We start from the raw sequence: 3,247 nt of genomic DNA, 5'->3' as shown, positions 1-3,247 counted from the left end.
GGCGGGGCTGTTCGTGGTTTCAGAACCAACACAGTGGACGCGAGCAACTGAGGACAAGCCCTCGGCCTATTAGTACCGGTCACCTCCACCAGTTACCTGGCTTCCAGATCCGGCCTATCAACCCAGTCGTCTACTGGGAGCCTTACCCCATCAAGTGGGTGGGAGTCCTCATCTCGAAGCAGGCTTCCCGCTTAGATGCTTTCAGCGGTTATCCCTCCCGAACGTAGCCAACCAGCCATGCCCTTGGCAGAACAACTGGCACACCAGAGGTTCGTCCGTCCCGGTCCTCTCGTACTAGGGACAGCCCTTCTCAAGACTCCTACGCGCACAGCGGATAGGGACCGAACTGTCTCACGACGTTCTAAACCCAGCTCGCGTACCGCTTTAATGGGCGAACAGCCCAACCCTTGGGACCGACTCCAGCCCCAGGATGCGACGAGCCGACATCGAGGTGCCAAACCATCCCGTCGATATGGACTCTTGGGGAAGATCAGCCTGTTATCCCCGGGGTACCTTTTATCCGTTGAGCGACGGCGCTTCCACAAGCCACCGCCGGATCACTAGTCCCGACTTTCGTCCCTGCTCGACCCGTCGGTCTCACAGTCAAGCTCCCTTGTGCACTTACACTCAACACCTGATTGCCAACCAGGCTGAGGGAACCTTTGGGCGCCTCCGTTACTCTTTAGGAGGCAACCGCCCCAGTTAAACTACCCATCAGACACTGTCCCTGATCCGGATCACGGACCCAGGTTAGACATCCAGCACGACCAGACTGGTATTTCAACGACGACTCCACAAACACTGGCGTGCCTGCTTCAAAGTCTCCCAGCTATCCTACACAAGCCGAACCGAACACCAATATCAAACTGTAGTAAAGGTCCCGGGGTCTTTCCGTCCTGCTGCGCGAAACGAGCATCTTTACTCGTAGTGCAATTTCACCGGGCCTATGGTTGAGACAGTCGAGAAGTCGTTACGCCATTCGTGCAGGTCGGAACTTACCCGACAAGGAATTTCGCTACCTTAGGATGGTTATAGTTACCACCGCCGTTTACTGGCGCTTAAGTTCTCAGCTTCGCCCTGACGAATCAGAGCTAACCGGTCCCCTTAACGTTCCAGCACCGGGCAGGCGTCAGTCCGTATACATCGCCTTACGGCTTCGCACGGACCTGTGTTTTTAGTAAACAGTCGCTTCTCGCTGGTCTCTGCGGCCACCCCCAGCTCGAGGAGCAAGTCCTCTCACCAGAGCTGGCCCCCCTTCTCCCGAAGTTACGGGGGCATTTTGCCGAGTTCCTTAACCATAGTTCACCCGAACGCCTCGGTATTCTCTACCTGACCACCTGAGTCGGTTTAGGGTACGGGCCGCCATGAAACTCGCTAGAGGCTTTTCTCGACAGCATAGGATCATCCACTTCACCACAATCGGCTCGGCATCAGGTCTCAGACTATTGCCAGGCGGATTTACCTACCCGACGTCCTACACCCTTACCCCGGGACAACCACCGCCCGGGCTGGACTACCTTCCTGCGTCACCCCATCACTCACCTACTAACCGCTTGGTCCGGCGGCTCCACCACTTTCCTTCCCCCGAAGGGTCGGGAACGGCTTCACGGCCTTAGCATCACGATGCTCGATGTTTGACGCTTCACAGCGGGTACCGGAATATCAACCGGTTATCCATCGACTACGCCTGTCGGCCTCGCCTTAGGTCCCGACTTACCCTGGGCAGATCAGCTTGACCCAGGAACCCTTAGTCAATCGGCGCACACGTTTCTCACGTGTGAATCGCTACTCATGCCTGCATTCTCACTCGTCAACCGTCCACGACTACCTTCCAGTGCCGCTTCACCCGGCAGACGACGCTCCCCTACCCATCACAGCCTCCGTTGGGAGTACATGCTGCAATGACACGACTTCGGCGGTACGCTTGAGCCCCGCTACATTGTCGGCGCGGAATCACTAGACCAGTGAGCTATTACGCACTCTTTCAAGGGTGGCTGCTTCTAAGCCAACCTCCTGGTTGTCTGTGCGACTCCACATCCTTTCCCACTTAGCGTACGCTTAGGGGCCTTAGTCGATGCTCTGGGCTGTTTCCCTCTCGACCATGGAGCTTATCCCCCACAGTCTCACTGCCGCGCTCTCACTTACCGGCATTCGGAGTTTGGCTAAGGTCAGTAACCCGGTAGGGCCCATCGCCTATCCAGTGCTCTACCTCCGGCAAGAAACACACGACGCTGCACCTAAATGCATTTCGGGGAGAACCAGCTATCACGGAGTTTGATTGGCCTTTCACCCCTAACCACAGGTCATCCCCCAGGTTTTCAACCCTGGTGGGTTCGGTCCTCCACGAAGTCTTACCTCCGCTTCAACCTGCCCATGGCTAGATCACTCCGCTTCGGGTCTTGAGCGTGCTACTACAGCGCCCTATTCGGACTCGCTTTCGCTACGGCTTCCCCACCCGGGTTAACCTCGCAACACACCGCAAACTCGCAGGCTCATTCTTCAAAAGGCACGCAGTCACGAGAGCCCGAAGGCTCCGACGCTCCCACGGCTTGTAGGCACACGGTTTCAGGTACTATTTCACTCCCCTCCCGGGGTACTTTTCACCATTCCCTCACGGTACTATCCGCTATCGGTCACCAGGGAATATTTAGGCTTAGCGGGTGGTCCCGCCAGATTCACACGGGATTTCTCGGGCCCCGTGCTACTTGGGTGTCTCTCAAACGAGCCGCTGACGTTTCGACTACGGGGGTCTTACCCTCTACGCCGGACCTTTCGCATGTCCTTCGCCTACATCAACGGTTTCTGACTCGTCCCACGGCCGGCAGACCGTGGAAGAGAGATCCCACAACCCCGCATACGCAACCCCTGCCGGGTCTCACACGCATACGGTTTGGCCTCATCCGGTTTCGCTCGCCACTACTCCCGGAATCACGGTTGTTTTCTCTTCCTGCGGGTACTGAGATGTTTCACTTCCCCGCGTTCCCTCCACACTGCCTATGTGTTCAGCAGCGGGTGACAGCCCATGACGACTGCCGGGTTTCCCCATTCGGAAACCCCCGGATCAAAGCCTGGTTGACGACTCCCCGGGGACTATCGTGGCCTCCCACGTCCTTCATCGGTTCCTGGTGCCAAGGCATCCACCGTGCGCCCTTAAAAACTTGGCCACAGATGCTCGCGTCCACTGTGCAGTTCTCAAACAACGACCAGCCACCCATCACCCCGAACCAACAAGCTCGAGTGCACTGGG

1 rRNA gene is annotated in these 3,247 nt (G+C 57.4%); it reads right to left on the bottom strand.

What is annotated here, in order from left to right:
* Nucleotides 1–49: 49 nt before the first annotated feature.
* Nucleotides 50–3,164, bottom strand: a 23S ribosomal RNA gene (locus AB0L59_RS42150).
* Between the last annotated feature and the right edge of the window lie 83 nt (nucleotides 3,165–3,247).

Source organism: Streptomyces sp. NPDC052109 (assembly GCF_040680195.1).
In the GTDB taxonomy this organism is placed as follows: domain Bacteria; phylum Actinomycetota; class Actinomycetes; order Streptomycetales; family Streptomycetaceae; genus Streptomyces.
Note: the sequence above shows the minus strand (reverse complement) of the source record. Positions and strands in the feature narration are given on the sequence as shown.